At 71.4% G+C, this 23,299-nt stretch carries 21 protein-coding genes; 11 read left to right on the top strand and 10 right to left on the bottom strand.

The features are described 5' to 3' along the window. Positions 1–183 precede the first annotated feature (183 nt). Positions 184–891, bottom strand: a complete 708-nt coding sequence (gene trhA / locus Csp2054_RS00675; protein WP_096897621.1) for a PAQR family membrane homeostasis protein TrhA — start codon at positions 889–891, stop codon at positions 184–186. Positions 892–1,038: 147 nt separating this feature from the next. Between trhA and Csp2054_RS00670 the strand changes: the two genes are divergently transcribed. The 3 genes from Csp2054_RS00670 to Csp2054_RS00660 all read left to right on the top strand — a co-directional run bounded on the left by Csp2054_RS00670 (position 1,039) and on the right by Csp2054_RS00660 (position 4,811). Then, positions 1,039–1,824: an isoprenyl transferase gene (locus tag Csp2054_RS00670; protein ID WP_255252546.1), complete on the top strand. Its 786-nt coding sequence runs from the start codon at positions 1,039–1,041 to the stop codon at positions 1,822–1,824. Positions 1,825–1,936: 112 nt separating this feature from the next. After that, entirely contained in the window at positions 1,937–3,046 is a 1,110-nt protein-coding gene (locus Csp2054_RS00665) for an aminotransferase class V-fold PLP-dependent enzyme (RefSeq protein WP_255252545.1), read from the top strand. Between the two features lie 403 nt (positions 3,047–3,449). Beyond that, a complete protein-coding gene (locus tag Csp2054_RS00660; RefSeq protein WP_176491481.1) occupies positions 3,450–4,811 on the top strand; it encodes a PhoH family protein in 1,362 nt (453 codons plus the stop codon). A gap of 175 nt (positions 4,812–4,986) precedes the next feature. Here Csp2054_RS00660 and Csp2054_RS00655 read toward each other — a convergent pair whose 3' ends face one another. From Csp2054_RS00655 to xseA, 5 genes are all read right to left on the bottom strand, one after another. Continuing rightward, entirely contained in the window at positions 4,987–6,408 is a 1,422-nt protein-coding gene (locus Csp2054_RS00655) for a class II fumarate hydratase (protein WP_096897388.1), read from the bottom strand. A 152-nt stretch (positions 6,409–6,560) separates the two neighbouring features. Next, positions 6,561–7,175: a carbonic anhydrase gene (locus Csp2054_RS00645; protein ID WP_096897386.1), complete on the bottom strand. Its 615-nt coding sequence runs from the start codon at positions 7,173–7,175 to the stop codon at positions 6,561–6,563. Between the two features lie 72 nt (positions 7,176–7,247). Then, positions 7,248–7,889: a DUF4245 domain-containing protein gene (locus tag Csp2054_RS00640; protein ID WP_096897385.1), complete on the bottom strand. Its 642-nt coding sequence runs from the start codon at positions 7,887–7,889 to the stop codon at positions 7,248–7,250. Then, the gene (locus tag Csp2054_RS00635; RefSeq protein WP_096897384.1) at positions 7,886–8,149 is read right to left on the bottom strand and encodes an exodeoxyribonuclease VII small subunit; all 264 of its coding nucleotides are present in this window, start codon (positions 8,147–8,149) and stop codon (positions 7,886–7,888) included. The genes Csp2054_RS00640 and Csp2054_RS00635 overlap by 4 nt, the downstream gene beginning before the upstream one ends. Positions 8,150–8,323: 174 nt before the next feature. Then, positions 8,324–9,562 (bottom strand): exodeoxyribonuclease VII large subunit, encoded by a 1,239-nt coding sequence (gene xseA / locus Csp2054_RS00630; RefSeq protein WP_096897383.1) that lies wholly within the window; start codon positions 9,560–9,562, stop codon positions 8,324–8,326. A gap of 137 nt (positions 9,563–9,699) precedes the next feature. Between xseA and Csp2054_RS00625 the strand changes: the two genes are divergently transcribed. Then, entirely contained in the window at positions 9,700–10,764 is a 1,065-nt protein-coding gene (locus tag Csp2054_RS00625) for a 4-hydroxy-3-methylbut-2-enyl diphosphate reductase (protein ID WP_411897130.1), read from the top strand. Continuing rightward, complete coding sequence (locus Csp2054_RS00620; RefSeq protein ID WP_141399058.1) at positions 10,761–11,528, top strand: DUF6264 family protein; 768 nt, start codon at positions 10,761–10,763, stop codon at positions 11,526–11,528. The genes Csp2054_RS00625 and Csp2054_RS00620 overlap by 4 nt, the downstream gene beginning before the upstream one ends. A gap of 95 nt (positions 11,529–11,623) precedes the next feature. Here the strand turns inward: Csp2054_RS00620 and Csp2054_RS00615 are convergent, their stop codons facing one another. Continuing rightward, positions 11,624–12,883: a M18 family aminopeptidase gene (locus Csp2054_RS00615; RefSeq protein ID WP_096897381.1), complete on the bottom strand. Its 1,260-nt coding sequence runs from the start codon at positions 12,881–12,883 to the stop codon at positions 11,624–11,626. Positions 12,884–12,978: 95 nt separating this feature from the next. Next, positions 12,979–14,007, bottom strand: a complete 1,029-nt coding sequence (gene fbaA / locus Csp2054_RS00610; protein WP_096897380.1) for a class II fructose-bisphosphate aldolase — start codon at positions 14,005–14,007, stop codon at positions 12,979–12,981. 160 nt (positions 14,008–14,167) lie between these two features. On the opposite strand from fbaA, the gene glpX reads away from it, so the two are divergent. Both glpX and Csp2054_RS00600 read left to right on the top strand, forming a co-directional pair. Further along, the gene (gene glpX, locus Csp2054_RS00605; protein WP_096897379.1) at positions 14,168–15,157 is read left to right on the top strand and encodes a class II fructose-bisphosphatase; all 990 of its coding nucleotides are present in this window, start codon (positions 14,168–14,170) and stop codon (positions 15,155–15,157) included. Positions 15,158–15,418: 261 nt separating this feature from the next. Continuing rightward, complete coding sequence (locus Csp2054_RS00600; protein WP_096897378.1) at positions 15,419–15,988, top strand: hypothetical protein; 570 nt, start codon at positions 15,419–15,421, stop codon at positions 15,986–15,988. Positions 15,989–16,164: 176 nt separating this feature from the next. Here Csp2054_RS00600 and Csp2054_RS00595 read toward each other — a convergent pair whose 3' ends face one another. Beyond that, the gene (locus Csp2054_RS00595; protein WP_141399057.1) at positions 16,165–17,265 is read right to left on the bottom strand and encodes a DUF1266 domain-containing protein; all 1,101 of its coding nucleotides are present in this window, start codon (positions 17,263–17,265) and stop codon (positions 16,165–16,167) included. 22 nt (positions 17,266–17,287) lie between these two features. Further along, positions 17,288–18,550, bottom strand: coding sequence for a DNA recombination protein RmuC (locus Csp2054_RS00590; RefSeq protein WP_096897375.1), 1,263 nt, complete (start codon positions 18,548–18,550; stop codon positions 17,288–17,290). Between the two features lie 221 nt (positions 18,551–18,771). On the opposite strand from Csp2054_RS00590, the gene iolC reads away from it, so the two are divergent. Genes iolC through iolB form a run of 4 tightly spaced genes read left to right on the top strand, consistent with a single transcriptional unit; the run spans position 18,772 to position 23,288 of the window. Next, positions 18,772–19,836, top strand: a complete 1,065-nt coding sequence (gene iolC, locus Csp2054_RS00585) for a 5-dehydro-2-deoxygluconokinase (RefSeq protein ID WP_096897373.1) — start codon at positions 18,772–18,774, stop codon at positions 19,834–19,836. Then, positions 19,829–20,860 (top strand): deoxyribose-phosphate aldolase, encoded by a 1,032-nt coding sequence (locus Csp2054_RS00580; protein ID WP_096897371.1) that lies wholly within the window; start codon positions 19,829–19,831, stop codon positions 20,858–20,860. Before iolC ends, Csp2054_RS00580 begins: the two co-directional genes overlap by 8 nt. Next, positions 20,857–22,383 carry a CoA-acylating methylmalonate-semialdehyde dehydrogenase gene (locus Csp2054_RS00575; RefSeq protein ID WP_096897368.1) on the top strand — a complete coding sequence of 509 codons (1,527 nt, stop codon included), beginning with the start codon at positions 20,857–20,859 and terminating at the stop codon, positions 22,381–22,383. The genes Csp2054_RS00580 and Csp2054_RS00575 overlap by 4 nt, the downstream gene beginning before the upstream one ends. Positions 22,384–22,391: 8 nt before the next feature. Continuing rightward, positions 22,392–23,288 carry a 5-deoxy-glucuronate isomerase gene (gene iolB / locus Csp2054_RS00570; RefSeq protein WP_096897366.1) on the top strand — a complete coding sequence of 299 codons (897 nt, stop codon included), beginning with the start codon at positions 22,392–22,394 and terminating at the stop codon, positions 23,286–23,288. The last annotated feature ends 11 nt before the right edge of the window (positions 23,289–23,299 follow it).

Genomic DNA, 23,299 nt, shown 5'->3' with positions numbered 1-23,299 from the left:
TGGGTGACCGTTCCGCGCGTGGGTGACCGTTCCGCTCGTAGGTGACCGATTCGCTCGTAGGAGGTCGTTCGGAACGACCTCCTACGAGCGGAATGGCTTCCTACTGCAGGCGTGATGGGAAGGAACGCGCGGTGACGGACCCGCGGAACGACATGCTCCGGCAGGCGTGGCGGGGCCCGCTGGTCAGCGGATCGGGTCGAGCGCGACGATGAGCACGCCGACCCACTGCGCCGCGAACGCCGCCACCGTGAAGGCGTGGAACACCTCGTGGAAGCCGAACACGCGCGGCGACGGGTCCGGACGCTTGAACCCGTACACCAGCGCGCCGAGCACGTAGGCGAGTCCGCCGGACAGCACGAGAACCGTCATGGGGACACTCGCGGCGAAGAACTGCGGCAGCAGACCGAGCGCGGCACACCCCAGCACGAGGTAGATCGGGACGTAGAGCCACCGTGGCGCTCCGATCCAGAGCACCCGGAACGCGATGCCCAGCGCTGCCCCCGACCACATCACCCACAGCACGACCACCATGAGGGTGTGCGGGAGAGCACAGATGGCGATCGGTGTGTAGGTGCCGGCGATGAGCAGGAGGATGTTCGTGTGGTCGATGCGCTTCAGGATCCTCTTGACCGTCGGGCCCCACGGGAACCGGTGGTAGGTCGCCGAGACGCCGAAGAGCAGCAGCGAGCTCGCCATGAACACCGCACTGCCCGCCTTGGCCGCTGGTGAACCGGCGAGGCTGACGAGGACGACCCCCATCGCGATCGCGAACGGGAAGGTGCCGAGGTGGATCCATCCCCGCCAGGCCGGCCGGGGCGGCTCCGTGGCGGTCGCGGCCTCCTCGGTGAAGGGGACGTGCGGGAGGGTCCCGGTGTCGTTCGTGGCCTGCATGGGGCGACAGTAGGGGGCCTGCCCGAACGTCCGCCGAGCGCCCGGTGTCATGTCGGTGTCGGCCCACCGGGTGGCGCGGGTGCGGTCGCATCCGTCCAGCGCGTCCGTCGCGGCGCGTTCCGATGACGGGTGCACTATGTTCGTTCCGTGGCGAGCAGGGTGGGACGGAACGGGCGTGGACTCCTGTACCGCGCCTACCAGCGCCGCATCCGCAGGCAGATCGACGGGGCGCCGACACCGAAGCACGTCGCCATGATCGTCGACGGCAACCGACGGTGGGCGAAGCAGCTCGGCCTCGACTCGGCCGCCCACGGACACCGCGCCGGCGCCGCCAAGATCCCGGAGTTCCTCGACTGGTGCGACGACCTCGGCATCGAGGTCGTGACGCTGTACCTGCTGTCCGCCGACAACCTCACCGGTCGGGGCGGGGAGGAGCTCGAGCAGCTCGTGGGGATCATCGCCGACCTCGCCGGGGTGCTCGCCGACCACCGCGACTGGCGCGTGCAGCACGTCGGGTCGAACGAGGGGTTGCCCGCGGACCTCGTCGCCGCGCTCGAGGACGCCGAGCGCCGGACCGCCGACCACACGGGGCTCCACGTCAACCTCGCGGTCGGGTACGGCGGCCGACGTGAGATCGCCGACGCCATGCGGAGCATCGTCCGGGCGCACGGCGAGGGCGGGGGGACACTCGACACCCTCGCCGAGGTCCTCACGCCGGAGCTCATCGGCGACCACCTCTACACGCAGGGGCAGCCGGACCCGGACCTCGTGATCCGCACCTCCGGCGAGCAGCGGCTGTCGGACTTCATGCTCTGGCAGAGCGCCCACAGCGAGTTCTACTTCGTCGAGGCGTTCTACCCCGACCTCCGCGAGGTCGACTTCCTGCGTGCAGTACGCGACTTCGGGCTGCGGTCGCGGCGCTTCGGCGGCTAGCGGGTCCGTCGGCCGGACAGTCCACGGAGCGTCATCACCGGGCGCCCGGTTCGGCGCGAGCAGACCGTCCCAGTACACTCACAGGGTTTTCGTTCCACGGAAGGTTGCCCCAGTGAACATCAACGAGTATGCCTCAGGCTTCGCGGAGGAGCCCGGCTACCTCGATCACGCCGCGTTCGGCCCGGTGCAGACCGCCGTGCTCGAGGAACAGCGCGTGCTCGGCACCATCCAGGAGCACATGCGCTTCGGCGCGATGGAGACGCTCGACGAGCAGGATGCCCGGGTCCGCACGGTCGCCGCGCGTCTCGTCGGACGCCGGGACGACCAGGTGGTGTCGCAGACCGCGACGACGCCGGGGCTGGTGCACACCGCGTTCGGCCTGACCGGCGGTGTGCTGGTTGCGGCGGACGACTACCCGGCGATGCCCCTCGCGCTCGCGTCGGCGGCCTCGTCGACCGGTGGTCGTGTGCACCCGGTCGTGATCGAGTCCGGCGTCGGTTGGGCGACGCCCGAGCTGATCCGCGAGCGGCTGACCGACGAGGTGACCGCCGTCGCCGTGTCGCTCGTCGACTGGCGGACGGGCTACCTCGTCGACCTCGCCGCGATGCGGGAGGTCGTCGGCGATCGACTGCTCATCGTCGACGCGATCCAGGGCTTCGGGATCGTCGACGCCGCCTACGACGCCGCCGACGTGGTCGCGACGGGCGGGCAGAAGTGGCTGCACGCGGGGTGGGGGACCGGCTTCACGGCGTTCAGCGATCGGGCACTGAACCGGCTGCGTCCGGCGCTGTCCGGCCCGGCCGGCACGACCGGGTGGCCGGCCGAGGTCCCCTCCGTGAAGTCCGGCGCAGGGGCGTTCGTCTCGACCCGGATCGATCCGGTGGCGCAGGCCCGGATGGCGGTGTCGCTCGAACGGCTCGCCGGCGTCGGCGTCGCAGCCGTGCAGGAGGCGGTCGCAGAGCGGGTCGAGCGGGTGTTCGACATCGCCGACGAGTTCGGCCTGGTGGTCGAGTCCAGCCGCGACCCCCGCGAGCGAGCCGGGATCGTCGCGCTCCGTCCGCCGCAGGGTCGACTCACGGCACTGTCGGCGGCACTGCACAACCACGGCGTCACGGTGACGACCCGACTCGGGGTCGCGCGCGTCTCCGTGTTCGCGTCCACCACGGACGAGACCCTCGACATGTTCCGCGACGCCTGCCTGTCCTACGCCACGATGCCGTAGCAGGCGCGTCGCGCGGGGCGCGCGCGGCGCGGTTGCCCCTGCGGAAGCGACAGGCGTGTCGCGCGCAGCGCGGTTGCCGTCACGAAGGCGACAGAAACGGGTGCGCCGACGGCAGCACACTGTCGCTTTCGCGAAAGCGACGGGCTTCGCCGCGACGGAAGGGAGGCGCGGTGCCAGCCCGCACCGCGCCTCCCGTCCGTGGTGTGCACCGGTCGGGCGCGACGCGTTCACACGACCGTAACCGGACAGGCAGCGTGTCGCGATTCCACCCGGCAGGCGACGGTCGTAGGTTGACCGCATCGGGCACCGCGCCCGATCGAAGCGGCCGCAGCAGGTGCTTCGAGACCCGCTCCAGTGGCCGCGTCGAGGACAAGGACCGGGTCCTTCGCGGCCCGGGGATGGAGTGGTCGTGACCTCTCAGAACGTCTCTCGCGGAACCCAGCACCAGCCCACCGCGGACTCGTCCACACCGGTCGCCCAGCGCACGTACGTGCTCGACACCTCGGTGCTCCTCAGCGATCCGCGGGCGTTGTTCCGCTTCGCCGAGCACGCGGTCGTCCTGCCCGTGGTCGTCGTCAGCGAGCTGGAGTCGAAGCGGAACGACCCGGAGATCGGGTACTTCGCCCGGCAGGCGCTCCGGATCCTCGACGACCTGCGGGTCGAACACGAGCGCCTCGACTTCCCGATCGCGATCGGCGAGGGCGGTTCGCTGCGCGTCGAGCTGAACCACTCCAACCAGTCCGTCCTGCCGTCGGGCCTGCAGCTCGGGGACAACGACTCGCGGATCCTCGCGGTCGCGATGAACCTCCAGAACGACGGACTCGACGTGGTCGTCGTGTCCAAGGACCTCCCGCTCCGGGTGAAGGCCGCCTCGATCGGCATGGCCGCCGAGGAGTACCGTGCCGAGCTGGCGGTCGACTCCGGTTACACGGGCATCACCGAGCTGCAGGTGTCCGGCGAGCAGATGGCGGACCTCTACGACCGCGAGGAGATCCGCTCGTCGCAACTGGCCGGCGTGCCGGTGAACACCGGGGTGGTCATCCACTCCGAGCGGGGTTCGGCACTCGGCCGGGTGCACGAGGCCGGAGGAGTCGCGCTCGTCCGCGGTGACCGCGAGGTGTTCGGGCTCCGCGGACGGTCGGCCGAACAGCGACTCGCGATCGACGCCCTGCTCGACCCCGAGATCGGCATCGTGTCGCTCGGTGGCGCCGCCGGCACCGGCAAGTCGGCACTCGCGCTCTGCGCCGGGCTCGAGGCCGTGCTCGAACGACAGCAGCACAAGAAGATCATGGTGTTCCGGCCGCTCTACGCGGTGGGTGGCCAGGAGCTCGGGTACCTGCCAGGCGACGCCGCCGAGAAGATGAACCCGTGGGCGCAGGCGGTGTACGACACGCTCGGTGCACTGGTGTCGGACAACGTCCTCGACGAGGTGGTCGAGCGCGGGATGCTCGAGGTGCTGCCGCTGACGCACATCCGCGGACGCTCCCTGCACGACGCGTTCGTCATCGTGGACGAGGCGCAGTCGCTCGAACGGAACGTCCTCCTGACGATGCTGTCGCGCATCGGGCAGAACTCACGGGTGGTCCTGACGCACGACGTCGCGCAGCGGGACAACCTCCGGGTCGGCCGGCACGACGGCGTCGCGTCGGTGATCGAGCGACTCAAGGGGCACCCGCTGTTCGCGCACGTGACGCTGACGCGGTCGGAGCGCTCGGCGATCGCGGCGCTCGTGACCGAGATGCTCGACTCGCCGGACCTCGTGTAGCGGGGCGGCGGCCGGCGCTTACTCTTCCGCGAAAGCGACAGATGTGCGCGCAGCCTCAGCGGACATCTGTCGCTTTCGCGGAATGTGTCCGGCGCGGGGCAGGGCGGCCGCACGACGGACGGGAGGCGCGGTGCCGGCTGGCACCGCGCCTCCCGTCCGTCAGCGGGTGCGTCCGTCAGTTCGGGTGCGTCATGCTCAGCACGTCGAGGGCGCTGTCGAGCTGCTCCTCGGTGACCTCGCCCCGCTCGACGTAGCCCAGCGCGACCACGGCCTCGCGCACGGTGATGCCCTCGGCGACGGCGTGCTTCGCGACCTTCGCGGCGGCCTCGTAGCCGATCACCCGGTTCAGCGGCGTCACGATCGAGGGCGACGACTCCGCGAAGGCCCGTGCGCGGTCGAGGTTGGCCTCGAGCCCGTCGATGACCTTGTCGGCCAGCACCCGCGAGCTGTTCGCCAGCAGACGCACGGACTCGAGGAGCGCCGTGCCCATGACCGGGATCGCGACGTTCAGCTCAAAGGCTCCGGACGCGCCGGCCCAGGCGACGGTGGCGTCGTTGCCGATCACCCGCGCGGCGACCATGAGCGTCGCCTCGGGGATGACCGGGTTGACCTTCCCGGGCATGATCGACGAGCCCGGCTGCAGGTCGGGGATGTGCAGCTCACCGAGACCGGTGTTCGGCCCCGAGCCCATCCACCGCAGGTCGTTGTTGATCTTCGTCAGGCTGACCGCGATCACCTTGAGCGCACCGGACGCCTCCACCAGGGCGTCCCGCGCTCCCTGCGCCTCGAAGTGGTCGAGGGCCTCGGTGACGGGCAGGTCGGTGTCGGCGGCGAGCTGTGCGATCACCCGCTGCGGGAACCCCGCGGGGGTGTTGATGCCGGTGCCGACGGCGGTGCCGCCGAGCGGGACCTCGGCGACGCGGGGGAGCGTGGCGTTCACCCGTTCGATGCCGAGCCGGATCTGGCGCGCGTACCCGCCGAACTCCTGTCCGAGGGTCACGGGGGTGGCGTCCATGAGGTGCGTGCGGCCGGACTTCACCGCGTCGGCCCAGAGCGTGGCCTTGCGTTCGAGCGACTCGGCGAGGTGCTCGAGCGCGGGGACGAGGGTGCGGATGAGCGCCTCGGTCACGGCGACGTGCACGGAGGTGGGGAACACGTCGTTCGACGACTGCGAGGCGTTCACGTGGTCGTTGGGGTGCACGGGGGTGCCCGCGATGTCGGAGGCCAGCGTCGCGAGGACCTCGTTCATGTTCATGTTCGACGACGTCCCGGAGCCGGTCTGGTACACGTCCACCGGGAACTGGTCGTGGTGCTCCCCGGCGATGATCGTGTCCGCCGCCTTCGCGATCGCGTCGGCGAGGGCCGGGTCGACGATGCCGAGCTCCCCGTTGACGATCGCCGCGGCGCGCTTGATGCGGGCGAGGGCGACGATCTGGGCGCTCTCGAGGCCGCTGCCGGAGATCGGGAAGTTCTCGACCGCGCGCTGGGTCTGCGCCCGGTAGAGCGCCGAGGCGGGCACCCGCACCTCGCCCATCGTGTCGTGCTCGATGCGGAAACCGTCGTCCGTCGTCGCTGGGGTCTGGGTGGTGTCGGTCACGTCGTCGTGGTCCTTCCTGGGGTGCTCGCCGGTCGCGGTCGCGTCGGCTGGTGGTCCGTGACGGAGGTCGTCCGTCGCGGCACGGGTGCGGGCTCGCCGGCGTCGTGGTGGTTCGTCACCGCGACGCCGGCGGAGTCGTGGACGGGCTCGGTTCAGGCCTGGCCGACGACGGTGTCGATGGTCACCTCGCCGGAGGCGAGGTCGTAGGTGGCGCCGACGACCGCCAGGGTACCCTCCGCGACGGCGTCCGACACGGCACCGGAGCGCTCGAGGACCTGAGCGAGGGAGGCTTCGAGGTGCGCGGCGCCGACCGACTCCTGCGGGAGCTCGGCGTCGGTGCCGCGGACCTTCTCGACACTCGGAGCGATGGCGTCGACGATCGACTGCAGGTGGGGGGCCGGCACGGGGTCGCCCGAACGGGCCGCCGCGACCGCACCACACCCGGTGTGGCGCAGGACGACCACGAGGGGCGTCCCGAGTGCGACCACGGCGAACTCGATCGAGCCGAGGACGACGTCGTCGACGATCTGTCCGGCGTTGCGGATCGCGAAGAGGTCGCCGATGCCGGCGTCGAACACGTGCTCGAACGGCACGCGGGAGTCCGAGCACCCGAGGACCGTCGCGAACGGCGCCTGGGATCCGGCCAGCTCCGAGCGACGGTCGGGGTCCGTCCGACCCGTGCGGCGCTTGTCGGCGGCGAAGCGGGCGTTGCCCTCGACGAGCAGGCGGAGGGCCTCGGACGGGGTAGCGGCGGCGCGGTCGGGCATGGTCTTCCTCGGGGTCGATCGGTGAGCGGGTTCGGGAGTGGGTCGGTCGGGTCGGGCCGCGGGGAGAGCGGGCTACTGGTCGGCGAACTGCTCGGCCACGGCGGTGGCGACCGTCCGGAACGAGGAGTCGTCGGCGGTGCCGGCGAGCACGATCGTGGACCGGCCGAACGTGTGCACGAGGGCGTAGGCGTCGTTGCCGGCGTCCTGCCCTTCATCGCGGCGGTCGTACACGGTCCACTTCGTGCCGGCGATCGTCGTCGTGCCGGTCGACGGCTTCTGGTCGAGCTGGTTCGCCACCCAGGACGCGTTGGCGGAGACGCCCTGCCGCAGCGCGATGTACTGCTTGTCGGGAGTGAGCAGCCCGACGGTCCAGACGGACACGCCGTCGGCTCCCTTGTCGGCGTAGTCCGCGCGGTTCGCCGTGTAGGAGTCGGGGAGGGCCGGTGCCGCGAGCGTCACGCCCGACACCTGCGCCTGGGCAGCGACCTGCCGGTAGTCGACGGTGCGGTCCGCGACGGGCGTGTTCGGCCGCACGACCACGAGCACGAGGACCAGGACGACTGCGAGCGAGGCGATCAGGGCGATCACGAGGTTGAACGCCGTCTGGTGCTGCCGACGCGCGGTGCGCGCGGCGTCCTTGCGCGCCCAGGTCTCCTCCGGGGTCTCCGGACGACCGAGCTCGGCGACGATGGGGCGTCCGTCGGGATCGGTCACCGGGCGTCACCACCGTCCGTGGCGCGTTCGGCACCGCGCTCGTCCGAGGCGGCACGAGCGGCATCGAGACGGGCACGCGCACCGACGAGCCATTCCTCGCACCGGGCGGCCAGTGCCTCCCCACGCTCCCAGAGGCGCAGGGACCGCTCGAGCGTGGCGGAGCCCTGCTCGAGCTCGGCGACGACGCGCACGAGTTCGTCGCGGGCCGCCTCGTAGCTCAGGGTGGCGACGTCCTGCTCGGTTTCCTGCTGGGATGACACACCCCGATCCTACCGAGCGGCCACGGACACGGCGTCGCCGGACCGGACCCTGTGGAGAGCCGCGTGCCGGACCGACACTGTGGAGGACGCGCGCCGCGTGACGGGACCGCCACGGGCCTCCCGGCCGGTGCCCGACCCGCCCGGACCGCCCGGGTGCGCAGACCGCGCGGGTACTCAGACCGCGCCGTCGGGACCCGGCCCGTCCGGCGCCAGCGTCCCGCTGGCCGTCCCGATCCCGAGCGTGACGTGCACCGCGGTGTCGCCGTCGAGGTCGGCCGAGGCCCGGACGACGCTGCCGTCGGCGGTCTGCACGATCGCGTACCCGCGGCGGAGCGTGTCCCGCGGCGACAGGGCGCGGAGGCGGGCCGTCAGGTGACCGACGTCGGCGTGCGAACGCTCCAGGCGTCGGTCGAGCAGCTCGCGGGCGCGGGAGAGGTCACGCGCGACCTCTTCCGCACGGGTGTCGACCAGCCACGCCGTGGAGGCGAGGGCCGGTCGGGACCGCAGCGCGGCGATCCGGTCGGCCTCGACCGAGAGGGTGTGCGAGAGCCGGAGACCGAGCCGGGCACGGGCCTGCCGGACGTTCGCGAGTTCCTCGGCGACGTCGGGCACGACCCGCTTCGCCGCGTCCGTCGGGGTCGAGGCGCGGAGGTCGGCGACGTCGTCGAGCAGGGGACGGTCGGCCTCGTGCCCGATCGCCGAGACGATCGGCGTGGCCGCGGCCGCCGCGGCCCGGACGAGGGTCTCGTCGCTGAAGCCGAGCAGGTTCTGGAAGTCCCCACCGCCGCGCGCGATGACGATGACGTCGACGGAGGGATCGGCGTCGAGCTCGAGGATCGCCGCCGTCACCTCGCCCACGGTCCGGTCGCCCTGGACGGCGGTGTGCACCGTGCGGAACTCGACCTGCGGCCACCGCAGCTGCGCGTTGCGCTTGACGTCCTTCTCGGCGTCGGAGTCCTTGCCCGTGATGAGCCCGATGCGGTGCGGCAGGAACGGCAGGCGCTTCTTGCGCGCGGGGTCGAACAGCCCCTCGGCCGCCAGGGTCCGGCGCAGCCGCTCGAGCCGCTCGAGGAGGTCGCCGAGCCCGACGTGCTTCATCTCGACGACCTGCATCGTGAGCGAACCGCCCTTGACCCAGTAGTTCGGCTTGACGGCCGCGACGACCCGGTCGCCCTGCTTGAGGTCCGCCGGCACGCGGGAGCGCACGCTCGACCAGATCGAGAACGACACCGTCGCGTCGACCTCGACGTCCTTGAGCTTGCCGTAGACGTTGCCGCCCGCGACGTTCCACTGCGTGATCTCGCCCTCGACCCAGGCGGTGCCGAGCCGGTCGATCCAGTCGCGGAGCTTGGCGCCGAGGAGCGCGACGGGCCAGGGGTTGTCGGCCGTCGGCGGGCCCTGATCGATCGCCATGTCGCTCCTTCCGAACGCGGGACACCCATGCTGCCGCAGACCGGCGACACGACCGCCCGCACCGCGCCGCCGGGGCGTTCTCCACAGGCGTGACCGCGCCCAGGTCGCGCGGGTCGTGCTCACCTATCATCGGGGACGTGACGATCACCAACGGACACACGGTCCCTCTCGCCCCGCCTCGGGTGCACCCGGCGCGCGGGCGACTGCGGGACGAACCGGTGGCCGGCACGAAGAAGGTGCTGCTCGCGGCGCCGCGCGGGTACTGCGCCGGCGTCGACCGGGCCGTGGTCGCCGTCGAACAGGCACTCGAGCGCTACGGCGAGCCCGTCTACGTCCGGAAGCAGATCGTCCACAACGTCCACGTCGTCTCGACGCTCGAACAGCGGGGCGCCGTCTTCGTGGACGACGTCACCGAGGTCCCGCGCGGTGCCCACGTCGTCTTCAGCGCCCACGGCGTGTCACCAGCGGTCGTCGCCGGAGCGGCCGAGCGCGACCTGCACGCGATCGACGCCACCTGCCCCCTCGTGACGAAGGTGCACCGCGAGGCCACCCGGTTCGCCAGGGCCGACCGCACGATCGTCCTCATCGGCCACGCCGGGCACGAGGAGGTCGAGGGCACCATGGGTCACGCTCCCGACCGCACGATCCTGGTGAACGGACCGGAGGACGTCGCCGGACTCCAGGTCCCCGACCCGGACAACCTCGTCTGGTTGTCGCAGACCACGCTGAGCGTCGACGAGACGATGGAGACGGTCCGGCTACTCCGCGAGAAGTACCCCACCATCCAGGACCCGCCCTCCGACGACATCTGCTACGCCACGCAGAACCGCCAGGTCGCGATCAAGAAGGTGGCGCCCGCAGCGGACCTCGTGATCGTGGTCGGGTCCGCGAACTCCTCGAACAGCGTCCGCCTGGTCGAGGTCGCCCTCGAGCACGGCGCGAATGCCGCGCACCGCATCGACTACGCCGAGGAGATCCAGCAGGACTGGCTCGACGGCGTCGGCACCGTCGGGGTGACGAGCGGAGCCTCCGTCCCGGAGGAGCTCGTCACCGAGGTGCTCGAGCAGCTCGCGGACGCCGGCTACGCCGCGGTGGAGGAGGTCGTCACGGCCCACGAGGACCTCATGTTCTCGCTGCCGAAGGAGCTCAGGACGGACGCGGCCGGCCAGCCGACGCGCGCGCTCGGCGGTCGGCGCGCATGAGCGCTCCGGGCGACTGGTCGGACACTCCGGCGCACGACCCACGGACGGTGACGTCGCGCGACGGCCGGGAGGCACGGCACGATCCCCCCTCGTCGGCGTCGGCCGCGGTGCACGGTCGCGTCCACGGCACGCCGGCTCCCCAGTACGGTGAGTACGCGCCCGAGGGTTGGGTGAACCCGGTCCTGGTCGAGCAGGAGCGTCTGGAGCGCGAGGCCGAGGCGCGGGCACTCCGCGAACAGACCGAGCGATCGCGTGCGCCGATGCCCGGTTCGACGTCCGGCACACGGCCGGCTCCCGACCGGCCAGCAGGCGTTCGTCCCGACGCCCGACGACCGGCTGGTGCACGCGCCGGTGGTCGGACGAGCGGCAACGTCGTGCCGAGGAGCCGGTTCGGCGCGTCCCCCCTCGACTTCGGCATGACCGTCGGGCTCCTCGTACTGGGGGTGTACAGCGTGTTCGAGGCGCTGCTGGTCGGCGACGTGGCGTCGTCGATGCGGATGCTCGTCGAGCGCCAGTACACGTCGCTCTCCGACCCGTCGGTGCTCTCGGGTGCCGCTGCCGTCCGCGCGGTGGTGCTCGTCGTGGCGTTCGTCCTGGTCGCGTGGTGGTCCGTGCGCCGGCTCCGCGCCCGCCGACGCACGTTCTGGGTACCGCTCGTCGGCGGCGCGGTCGCGTCGGTGCTCGGTTCGGTGCCGATCGTGGTCGTGGTCTTCCAGGACCCTGCGATCCAGTCGTACCTCCACCGTCTCGCCGCCGGAGGCTGAAGCCACACCGGAGCGCTGCGAGGCCACCGCGTGGCGGCGGACCGTCGGGTCACGGGGACGACCGGGCCGCGCCCGTTCGCAGCATCCGGCGACGATCAGCCGGCGAGGAACGCGGCGACGGCGCCGTGGAGCGCCGCGAGGTCGTCGACGTGCACGAGCTCGCGGACCGAGTGCATCGACAGGAGCCCCACGCCGATGTCGATCGTCGGGATGCCCAGCCGGGTCGCCGCGATGGGCCCGATGGTCGATCCGCCGGGGATCGTGTTGACGTTCACGAACGGCTGGTACGCGACCCCCGCGGCGTCGCAGGCCGCGGCGAACACCGCCTCGCCCTTCGCCTCGGTCATGTAGCGCTGGTTCGCGCTGATCTTCAGGAGCGGGCCACCGCCGGGGCGCGGACGGTTCGTCGGGTCGTGCTTCTCGGGCTGGTTCGGGTGCACCAGGTGCCCGGCGTCGCTCGACAGCAACCACGATGCGCGGAACGCCCGTGCCGCCTCGGACCGGGTCGCCCCGAGCCCCTCCTGCACACGGCCGAGCACGTCCTCCAGGAACGGGCCGCCCGCGCCGGACGGCGTCGAGGACCCGATCTCCTCGTGGTCGAACGCCGCGAACACCGGGATGTGTCCGGCGTCGGCCGGAGCGTCGACGATGCCGCGGATGCCGGCGTGCACGCTCGTCAGGTTGTCCATCCGACCGGACGCGAGGAACTCGCGCTCGATGCCGATCCGGGCGGGCGCCTGCGTGTCCGCGAGGAAGAGGTCCCACGACACCGCGGTCTCCCCGAGTCGGGCGCGGAGCCACTCGGCCACGTCCGGGCCGCCCACGTCGCCGCCGATGCCGACGACCGGGATCGTGTGCCGCTGCCGGTCGATCTCCTTGCCGTCGTTCACGCCCCGGTCGAGGTGGATCGCCAGGTTCGGGATGCGCGCGACGGCCCCGGTGGAGACGAGTCGCACGGAGCCGTCGGCGTCGACGACCCGTCCGGCGATCGCGAGGTCACGGTCGAACCAGGTCGACAGCAGCGCGCCGCCGTAGACCTCGACGTTGAGCTGCTCCCACCCGAGCGTCCGCACCGTGGGGTTCGGCTTGACGCGGAAGGTCGGCGAGTCGGTGTGCGAGCCGAGGATCCGGAACGGTGTCGTCGCCGTCGCGCCCTCGGGGAGGCGCCACGCGATGACGGCACCGTCCCGCACGACCACGTACGCCCCGGGTCCCGTGGGCCAGGCGTCGAGCTCGGACAGTTCGGTGAAGCCCGCCGCCACGAGTCGGTCCCGTGCCGCCGCCGCCGCGTGGAACGCGGTGGGGGACTCGGTGACGTACTGGGCGAACTCGGAGGCGATGGCGTCGGCGGTCACGCTCCCCATCGTGGCACGGCGGCGGTGGTGACCAGACGCAGGACGGGGCGCGTCCGTCGGACGCGCCCCGTTCCTCCAGGCTGTTCGCCGCGGACTCAGCCCTTGGTGTGCCCGGCCGAGCCGAGCACCTTCGCGGCCTCGACCACGCGAGCCGCCATGGCGGTCTCGGCGACCTTGCCCCACGCGCGCGGGTCGTACTGCTTCTTGTTGCCGACCTCGCCGTCGATCTTGAGCACGCCGTCGTAGTTGCGGAACATCGAGTCGGCGATCGACCGCGTGAACGCGTACTGCGTGTCCGTGTCGATGTTCATCTTGATGACGCCGTTGCGGACGGCCTCGTGGATCTCGTCGTCGGTCGAGCCCGAACCGCCGTGGAAGACGAGGTCGAGCGGGTTCTCGCCGGTGCCGTGCTTCTCGGCGACCGAGGCCTGGATCTCGCCGAGGAGCTCCGGGCGCAGCTTGACGTTGCCGGGCTTGTAGACGCCGTGCACGTTGCCGAAGGTGAGGGCGGCGATCCAGCGGCCCTTGTCCCCGAGGCCGAGCGCGTCGACGACCTTCTCGACGTCGTTCGGGGTGGTGTAGAGCGCGTCGTTCGTGCCCTCGTGCTGGACGCCGTCCTCCTCGCCGCCGACGACACCGATCTCGACCTCGAGGATGGCGTTGATGTTGCGCGTCTTCTCGATCATCGTCTTCGCGATCTCGATGTTCTCGTCGAGGGGCACCGCGGAGCCGTCCCACATGTGCGACTGGAAGATGGGGTTGCGGCCCTGGCGGACCTCTTCCTCGCTCGCGGCGATGAGCGGGAGGACGAAGCCGTCGAGGGCGTCCTTCGGGCAGTGGTCGGTGTGCAGGGCGACCGTGATGTCGTAGTTCTTGGCGACCTCGTGCGCGAAGCGGGCCATCGCGAGCGCCCCGGCCGCGCGGTTCTTGACGGTGTGGCCGGCGAAGTAGTCGGCACCACCGGTCGTGACCTGGATGATGCCGTCGGAGCCGGCCTCCTGCAGGCCCTGGAGGACCGCGTTGATCGTCTGTGACGACGAGACGTTGACCGCGGGGTAGGCGAACTTGCCGGCCTTCGCTCGTTCGAGCATCTCGGCGTACTGTTCCGGCGTTGCGATGGGCACTGCGATCTCCTTCGACGTGGTGGTGTCCTCGCCGAGCCTAGTCAGCACGTACTGGAGGCGCGGTGCGGGTTACGCACGCGGGTCCGCCTCGCGCTGCACATGCGTTCACCGCCCTCGGCGACACGGCCGCTGCGCGGCCCGCCGTCGGTACGCTGAGGCTGTGACTCCCACCACTGAGACCGGCTCCCTGTTCCTCCAGCCCGACCGCAACCTCGCGCTCGAGCTCGTGCGTGCGACGGAGGCGGCGGCGATCCGCGCGCAGCCGTGGGTCGGCCGGGGCGAGAAGAACCTCGCGGACGGCGCCGCGGTGGACGCGATGCGGAAGTTCCTCGGCACGGTGAACTTCGACGGCGTCGTGGTGATCGGCGAGGGCGAGAAGGACGACGCCCCGATGCTCTACAACGGCGAGCACGTCGGCAACGGTCACGGTCCGGCCTGCGACATCGCGGTGGACCCGATCGACGGCACCTCCCTGACCGCTGCCGGCCGACAGAACGCGATCTCGGTGATGGCCGTGTCGGACCGCGGGTCGATGTACGACCCGTCGGCCGTGTTCTACATGGACAAGATCGCCGCCGGTCCCGAAGGGCGCGGAGTCCTGGACCTCGAGAAGCCGATCGGGGAGAACATCCGGGCGCTCGCGAAGGCGAAGCACAAGGACATCGAGGACATGCAGATCGCCGTGCTCGACCGTCCCCGCCACGACGAGCTCATCCGCGCCATCCGTGCCACGGGTGCGGGCACGCGGCTGCTGCTCGATGGTGACGTCGCGGGCGGGATCTCGGCGGCGCTGCCCGGGTCGAAGATCGACATGTGCGTCGGTGTCGGCGGCACCCCGGAGGGCATCATCACCGCGTGCGCGATCAAGGCGCTCGGCGGTGTGATCCTCGGCAAGCTCCAGCCGAAGGACGACGAGGAACGGCAGAAGGCGATCGACGCCGGGCACGAACTCGACAAGGTCCTCGACCAGGACGACCTGGTGCAGGGCGACAACACGTTCTTCGTCGCGACCGGTGTCACCGACGGCGTGCTCGTCGACGGTGTCCGGCGCTCGCGCGGCGTGATCCACACCGACTCGCTCGTGCTCCGGTCTCGGTCGAACACGATCCGTCGCATCCAGGCGGACCACCGCGCGGAGAAGTGGTTCTGATCGGTCCGGTCTGACCACGCCGCACAAGGGCGGAACTCGAGGGGGCGCAGTCGACGCTCTCGGGAAGGTGCTGTGATGACGCCGCTGTTCGCCACGAGGTCGCGGAGGCGACCTCGTGCGCCGCAGCTCGACGGGCGGTACTGGAGCGAGGCGCTGCACATCACACGATCGAATCGTGACGGCCGGACGCAGGCAGCCGATCGGTTCTCCGATGACCCGGTGAGAGGGACCCGCGCAGCCCGAGACGCCTGGCGCGCCGGAGTGACGCACGCGACCGTTCAGTACTCCGCTGGGCTCGACATCGACGACATCGCCGACACCGTCATTGTCGCGGGGGTCCATTTCGTCGATTGGACGGCTCGAGCGACCCATCTGCAGGGTGCTCATCCTCGCCTGGACGACGGCATCGACTACTCCTTCGACGTGCTCCGCCTGGTTGCTCTTGCGGTCGGGTGCGGAGTGGGAGACGCTACGGATCGGATCCTGGGTGCCGTCGTGGTGCAGGGCGCCGACGGGGTCTTCAGTCGACTCGGCGCCTCGCAGCTCCGAGGTGGGACCGTCGCGACCACACCCCGGCCTGCCCGAGAGCTCCTGTCGTCGCTGGACCCCGCGGACGACCCGATCGCGCACCTCCAGACCCACCTCGACGAGTGGCCCATCCGTCTCAAAGCCATGCCGTGGATGGGTGCGCTCGAGCGGAGCCAGCCCGGCGACGTGGACTTCATCGGGTACTGGGCTTTCGAGATCGTCGGCGTTGCACGGGCGAGAGGTGTGCACGTCCCGGACCTGCGGGGAGACGTGGTCCCCGTCGACATCCTCTCCTCGGAGTGAGGATCTCGGAGTGAGGATCTGGGAGTGAGGATCTGGGAGTGAGTGTGTCTCTGGGGATCAAGGAAGTGCGCTGTTCGCAGCATGACCACGGGTCCCCGACCTGACACTCCGGCGTGATCCCGTGACGCCCGAGACACCAGTCTGCGTGATCGCTCCCGCGGCGCAAGGAACGTCGGTCAGCTCTGCGACGACTCGTCCTCGTTCGCCGTGAGGGGCGACACGACGCTCCGGGGCAGCGGCGCATCTGGTGTCGCCGGGAAGGGGAGACGGGTCACGGGCCAGTTCGACCGTGAGAGTTCGTCGCGCAGGCGATCGAAGTCCTGGATGGTCTTGAGGTCGTCGTACACGAGGGCGTAGCCGGCGCGGAGGTCGTCGAAGTAGTCGTCCCACGAGTCGAACACCGAGAACGCGACGTTCGAGACGATGTCGATCGTCGCCCATGCTTCGTCGCTGGTGAGCAGGCCCGCGCAGTACGCGCCCCTGATCATCGAGACGGCGTTCTTGACGTCCATCGCCCAGAGGAGCTTGGCGGGACGTGCATCGCCTCCCTCCAGGAGGTTCCTTGCCGCCCATGGGTCATCGCCGAGCAGCGAGGACATCCGGGAGATGCGCTCGTCGCCCTCCGGGGAACGAGCGAGCGCGGCGAACTGCCACGAGATGCTCTTCGGGCCGATCAGGTCGAGCGCGAAGGTCTGCGCGTCCCGACCGCTGGCGACCTTGTACTTCTGGTCCATCTCCTGCCGCAGGAACGGCAGCACGGGGAGCGGGATCGTGACGAAGGGCGACGGCGTCTTGTCATCCAGCCACTGGCCGCCGAGCTCGACGCGCGAACCGTAGGGGGCGAGCGACGCCGGCCACCAGCGGTCGGCGAAGTCGCCGAACGAGGCGAGGGCGAGTTGTTGGAGTCGGTGGTCTGGGAGCTCGCGCTGCCCGGCGAGGGCTCGGTAACGCCGTTGTTCCCGGACCGGCAGTGTCAGGTCACGAAGCGACGTGACGAAGGTCAGGACGAACCAGACGACGAACGCGATGAGGAAGCACCGCCACGCGGCCTCGAACCCGTACCCGAAGTGCTCCCTGACGTCGTACGGACCGGCCGTTGCTGCGACCAGGGCGACGAAGAACGCGACGATCGCCAGCGCCATGATGATCCATGCGGCTGCCCGATCGCGACGCCTGCCGGTCTGACGACGGGCCTTCGCGACCATCGCGCGGTGACGCCACCGACCTCGGACCGGGAACTCGCGGTCCCCGGGATGGTTCTGCAGTGCTTCCCCCACGATGAGGCAGTGTAGCTGCCGTTCAGTCCTCGTCGACCGCGCCGACGAGCTCCGGCGCCGTGAGCAGCCGCGGCTCGTCCTCGATCGTCACCGGGTCGGCGAGCACCTTCGACTCGTCGAGCAACGACAGCCGCCGGGCACTCGGGAGCACCTGGCGCTCGAGCGACCCCACGAACCGGTTGTAGTCGACGACGGACCCGCGGATGGCCCGGCCGAGCTTGTCGACGTGTGCGCCGAGCGTCGCGAGCCGGCCGTAGAGCTCACGGGACACCCGGAACAGCTCGCGGGCCTCCGCGGTGACGACGTCCTGCTGCCACGAGAACGCCACGGTCTTCAGCACCGACCAGAGGGTGACCGGCGACGCGAGCGCGATCCGCTTGCGGAACGCGTGGTCGAGGAGCCCCGGATCGGCCGCGAGTGCGCTCGACACCAGCGATTCGGAGGGGATGAACGCGATGGTGAGCTCGGGGGAGGCGTCGTACCCGGACCAGTACTCCCGCGCGGCGAGGGCGTCGACGTGGGCGCGCAGTGCCTTCACGTGCTGTGCGATCAGCTGATCGCGTCGAGCACCTTCGGCGCCGGTCGCGCTCGCCGGGATCTCCGCCGCCTGCAGGTAGGCGCTGAACGGCACCTTGGCGTCGACGGCGATCGTCTTGCCGCCCGGCAGGTGCACCACCATGTCGGGCCGTGCGGCGCCGGTCGCCGTGGTCACAGAAGACTGCACGTCGAAGTCCACCCGTTCGAGCAGCCCGGCGGCCTCGACGACGTTCCGCAGCTGCGTCTCGCCCCAGACACCGCGGGTGCTGTTCGAGGAAAGGGCGCTGGCGAGTGTGTCCGCCGTGGCGCGGAGGCGTTCCTCGGACTCGGCCGCCGTCCGCAGCTGCGCCGAGAGCGCCCCGTACTGTTCGCTGCGGGACCGTTCGAGCTCCGCGATCTTCGACCGCATCGTGTCGAGCGTCTCCGCCACGGGGCTGAGCGCGGCGAGCACCTTCGACTCGTTCGCCGTGCGGGCGGCGTCGGCTCCGTGCATCCGTTGCACCAGGTGCTCGAGTTCGGCGGCGCGGCGCTCGAGCGAGTCCACCTGCCGGCGGTACTGCGCGTCCTGGGCCTCCAGTCGTTCCTCGGCGTCGGCTCGTGCCGTGTCGAGTTGCGCGCGGAGGACGTCCGCCGTGGCTCGCGCTGCCGCCGCGTCCACGCCCGCACGGGAACGCGCGGTGGACCACGCGACGACGGCGCCGACGGCGACGCCGACGACGAGACCGATGACCAGAGCGAGGATCTGCATGACGCGACCCTGACAGGACCCACCGACACCGCGCCTCCCGGCCGGACGGGCCGAACCACAGGAACGGGCCGACCCACAGGGACGGGCCGAACCACACGAACGGGCCGGACCGGCGCAGCGCTCCACGAGCGCGACGCATCCATGTAATGACATTAGGGCAAAGACCCGCTACAGTCGTGACCACCCGCCGATGACGCCGCACGGAAGGCCCGCCCCGCCGCATGTCGCTCCCCGAACCGCACGTGTTCGACGTGATCACCATGGGCCGCGTCAGCGTGGACGTCTACCCCCAGCAGACCGGCCCCCTCGAGGACGTCACCACCTTCTCGAAGTCGGTCGGTGGCAGCCCCACGAACGTCGCCGTCGCAGCCGCCCGGCACGGGGCCGACGCCGCCGTGGTCACCCGCACCGGCGACGACCCGTTCGGCCGCTACATCGCCCGGACGCTGCCGGAGTTCGGCGTGGCCGTGGACTTCATCGAGACCGTCGCCGGGCTGAACACCCCCGTCGCGTTCTGCGAGATCCTCCCGCCCGACGACTTCCCGCTCTGGTTCTACCGGGCACCGAAGGCGCCGGACCTGACGATCACGCCGGAGTCCGTCCCGCGACGGGAGATCGCACGGGCCCGGGTGTTCTGGACGACGCTGACCGGTCTGAGCGACGAGCCGAGCCGGAGCGCGCACCACGCCGCGTTCGACGCCCGGGCGGGGATGACGAGCAGCAGCGCGCTCCACACCGTGCTCGACCTGGACCACCGGGCGGCCTTCTGGTCGGAGACCGCCGCGGCCACCCGCGAGGCCGCGGTTGCGCTCGAGCACGCGACGGTCGCCGTCGGCAACCGCGAGGAGTGCGCGGTGGCGGTGGGCGAGACCGACCCCGTGCGCGCCGCCGACGCCCTGCTCGAGCGCGGGGTCGAGCTCGCGATCGTCAAGCAGGGGGCCGAGGGCGTGCTCGCGAAGACCCGGGACGAGGTCGTCGAGGTCCGACCGCACCGGGTCGACGTCGTGAACGGCCTCGGCTCCGGCGACGGCTTCGGCGGGGCCCTCGTGCACGGGCTCCTGCAGGGCTGGGGGCTGGGACGGGTCCTGGCGTTCGCGAACGCCGCCGGCGCGATCGTCGCCACGCGGTTCGAGTGCTCCACGGCGATGCCGACGACCGACGAGGTGACGCGGTTCCTGCAGGAGCACCCCGTGCACAGCGGAGAACGACCGGTGGTGCACCCCGAGCGCAGCGGAGAACGACCGGTGGTGCACCCCGTGCGCAGCGAGGAGCCGGCCGATGCCTGAGTGCACCGCTGGGGACTTCGCGCGGCTCCGTGACGTCCGCGCCGCCCACCCCGAGCGGATCGCGCAGGCGCTGGCGGACCGTCGACACCGCCCCCTGCTCGGCGACGACGGCCGCCTGTTCATCGTGGCGGCCGACCACCCCGCGCGCGGCGCCCTCGCCGTGCGGGACGACCCTGCGGCGATGGCGAACCGCTACGACCTGCTCGAACGGCTGGTGGTCGCCCTGGGCCGGCCCGGCGTCGACGGGGTCCTCGGCACGCCCGACGTGCTCGAGGACCTCGCCCTGCTGGGCGTCCTCGAGGGGAAGGTCGCGGTCGGGTCCATGAACCGGGGCGGTCTCCGCGGCGCGTCGTTCGAGATGGACGACCGGTACACGGCGTACTCGGCCCGCTCGATCGTCGACGCCGGCCTCGACGTCGCCAAGCTGCTCGTGCGGGTGAACCTGGCCGACCCGGCGACGGCGCGGACGCTCGAGGCGACGGCTGCCGCGGTCACCGAGGCCGCCGCACTCCGGCTGCCGATCATGCTCGAGCCGTTCCTGTCGACCTGGCGGGACGGCGCGGTCCACAACGACATGACGCCGGACGCCGTGATCACCTCGATGGCGATCGCCGCCGGGCTCGGGACGTCGAGCGCCTACAGCTGGCTGAAGATCCCCGTCGTCGACCAGATGGCACGGGTGATGGCGGCGACGACCCTGCCGACGCTGCTGCTCGGCGGTGACCCCTCCGCCCGCCCGGACGAGACCTACGCCCGGTGGGCCGACGCGCTCGCCCTGCCCGGTGTCCGCGGACTCGTGGTCGGACGGACGATGCTCTACCCGCCCGACGGCGACGTGGCCGCCGCCGTCGACGTGGCCGCTGGCCTCGTCCACGGCACGGCGGGTTCCGTGACGGCGCCCGCGGTCGTCCTCCACAGCCAGGAGGCCCGGGGCGGGTCCTCCACAGATCCTCGCGACCGCGCCGCGCGGCTCGCGGGCCCCACCACCATGGACGCGTCCGTCCCGGAAGGAAGCACCGCATGACCACCACGGAACAGTCCACGATCGTCGGCCACTGGATCGACGGCGCACCCGTCGCCTCGACGTCGGGCAACACCGCGCCGGTCTACGACCCGGCGCTCGGGGTCGCGACGAAGCGGGTCGCGCTCGCCGACGAGTCCGAGGTCCAGGCGGCGATCGCGAGCGCGAAGGCGGCGTTCCCGGGGTGGGCGAACACGTCGCTCGCGAAGCGCCAGCAGATCCTCTTCGCGTTCCGCGAGGTCCTGAACCGCGACAAGGCCGAGCTCGCGGAGATCATCACGAGCGAACACGGCAAGGTCATCGACGACGCGCTCGGCGAGATCGCCCGCGGGCAGGAGGTCGTGGAGCTCGCGACGAACATCCCGTCGCTGATGAAGGGCGAGTTCAGCGACCAGGTGTCGACCGGCATCGACGTGTACTCGATCCGGCAGCCGCTCGGGGTCGTGGGCATCATCTCGCCGTTCAACTTCCCGGCGATGGTGCCGCTGTGGTTCCTGCCGATCGCGATCGCCGCGGGCAACACCGTGGTGCTGAAGCCGAGCGAGAAGGACCCCTCGGCAGCGGTCTGGCTCGCGTCCAAGTTCACGGAGGCCGGACTGCCCGACGGTGTCTTCACGGTCCTCAACGGCGACAAGGTCGCGGTCGACGGGCTGCTGACGAGCCCGGACGTCGAGTCGATCTCGTTCGTCGGGTCCACCCCGATCGCGCAGTACGTCTACGAGACCGGCACGAAGCACGGCAAGCGCGTCCAGGCCCTCGGTGGTGCGAAGAACCACATGCTCGTGCTGCCCGACGCCGACCTCGACCTCGTCGCCGACAACGCCGTCAACGCAGGCTTCGGCTCGGCCGGCGAGCGCTGCATGGCGATCTCGGTCGTCGTCGCGGTCGGGCCGGTGGCGGACGAGCTCATCGCGAAGATCGCGGACCGTGCGCAGTCGCTGCGGATCGGTGACGGCCGCCGTGGCTGCGACATGGGCCCGCTCGTCACCGAGCAGCACCGCGACAAGGTGGCCTCGTACATCGAGGTCGCCGAGCAGGACGGAGCGGTCATCGTGGTGGACGGCCGCGAGGTCCGGCCCGACGGCGACGAGAACGGGTTCTGGCTCGGGCCGACGCTGATCGACCGGGTGCCCACCACGAGCCGCGTGTACACGGAGGAGATCTTCGGCCCGGTGCTCTCCGTGGTCCGCGTGCAGAGCTACGAGGAAGGCCTCGAGCTGATCAACTCGGGCGCGTTCGGCAACGGCACGGCGATCTTCACCAACGACGGCGGCGCCGCGCGTCGGTTCCAGCGCGACGTGCAGGTCGGCATGATCGGCATCAACGTCCCGATCCCGGTCCCGGTGGCCTACTACTCGTTCGGCGGCTGGAAGAACTCGTTGTTCGGCGACCACAAGGCGTACGGCGCCGACGGCGTCTCCTTCTTCACCCGCCAGAAGGCGGTCACCGCGCGGTGGACCGACCCGGCCGAGCGGGGCGGCCCCTCGCACGGCGGCGTCGACCTCGGCTTCCCGTCGAACAGCTGACGTACCCGATGACGAACGACGACTGGTTCATCCCCGCCGGCTCCCGTCCCGAGGCGGGCTGGACGGACGTGGTGGACGGGCGCATCCCGGGGTGGGCGCACACCGGTCTGCGGACCGGCACCCTCCGTGACGGAGGTGCGCTGCGCCTCCCGGCCGACGCCGTGGAACGGATCATCGTGCCGCTCGCCGGGAGCTGCACCGTGGCCTACGACGACACCGTGCAGGTCCTCGACGGTCGCGCGAGCGTGTTCGCGGGACCGACCGACGTGCTGTACCTCGGGTCCGGGACCGCCGCGACGATCACCGGCGCAGGTCGCGTCGCCGTCGCCGAGGCGCCCACCGAGGTCGTCCGGCCGAGCGCGTACATCGCCCGCGACGACGTCCCGGTGGAGCTGCGCGGCGCCGGTCGGTCGAGTCGCCAGGTGCACAACTTCGGGACGCCGGCGGTCCTCGACGCCGAGCGGCTCATCGTGTGCGAGGTGATCACGCCGGCGGGGAACTGGTCGTCGTACCCGCCGCACAAGCACGACACGACCGTGCCGGGCGAGGAGTCGGACCTCGAGGAGATCTACTACTACGAGTCCGCCGTCGCCCGGGGCTGCTCGGCACCGTCGCAGGCCGCCCCCTTCGGCCTGCACCGCACGTACGCGTCCGACGACCGTCCGATCGACGAGTTCCGCCAGGTGCGCTCGGGCGACGTCGCCCTCGTGCCGTACGGCTGGCACGGTCCCGCGGTCGCGGCTCCTGGCTACGACCTGTACTACCTCAACGTCATGGCCGGGCCGGGCCCCGAGCGCGTCTGGGACATCACCGACGACCCGGCCCACGGCTGGGTCCGCACGACGTGGGAGTCCGAGCCGATCGACCCACGCCTGCCGTACACACCGCAGAAGGAGGACGTGTGACCACGACCACA

The sequence above is a fragment of the Curtobacterium sp. 'Ferrero' genome (assembly GCF_002412165.1).
In the GTDB taxonomy this organism is placed as follows: Bacteria; Actinomycetota; Actinomycetes; order Actinomycetales; family Microbacteriaceae; genus Curtobacterium.
This window is presented reverse-complemented; position numbering and strand designations above follow the sequence as displayed.